Source organism: Streptomyces sp. P9(2023) (genome assembly GCF_032436795.1).
Classification (GTDB): domain Bacteria; phylum Actinomycetota; class Actinomycetes; order Streptomycetales; family Streptomycetaceae; genus Streptomyces.
Genome location: NZ_JAUPWM010000402.1, coordinates 1 through 278 on the forward strand (window position 1 = coordinate 1; position 278 = coordinate 278).

The following is a 278-nucleotide window of genomic DNA, read 5'->3' on the forward strand; positions in this document are numbered from 1 at the left end:
CCCAAATGGTGCTTCTTCACGGTAACTGAGACCGTCGATAGCTTGTCCAGCATGGGTGGCGACAAGGCGAGTTTCACCGGCAAGTTTAAACGACGATTCACAATCTGTTGTCCCATCGGCAAAGCAACCTAATGGATTATCATTGGCAACATTACCCGGTTGAATCGCGACCCCATAAACACTTTCAAAAGCAAAAGTAGTTTGAGGCTCAACCTCAATCACTTGATACAGTGCCGCAGAGGCTGATGTGGTTGACAAAATCATCGCGCTGATCGCTG

At 48.2% G+C, this 278-nt stretch carries 1 protein-coding gene; it reads right to left on the minus strand.

The window, feature by feature from the left end:
- The coding region (locus tag Q5762_RS38110) for a hypothetical protein (protein ID WP_315896895.1) at positions 1 to 278 on the minus strand (278 nt) is incomplete at both ends.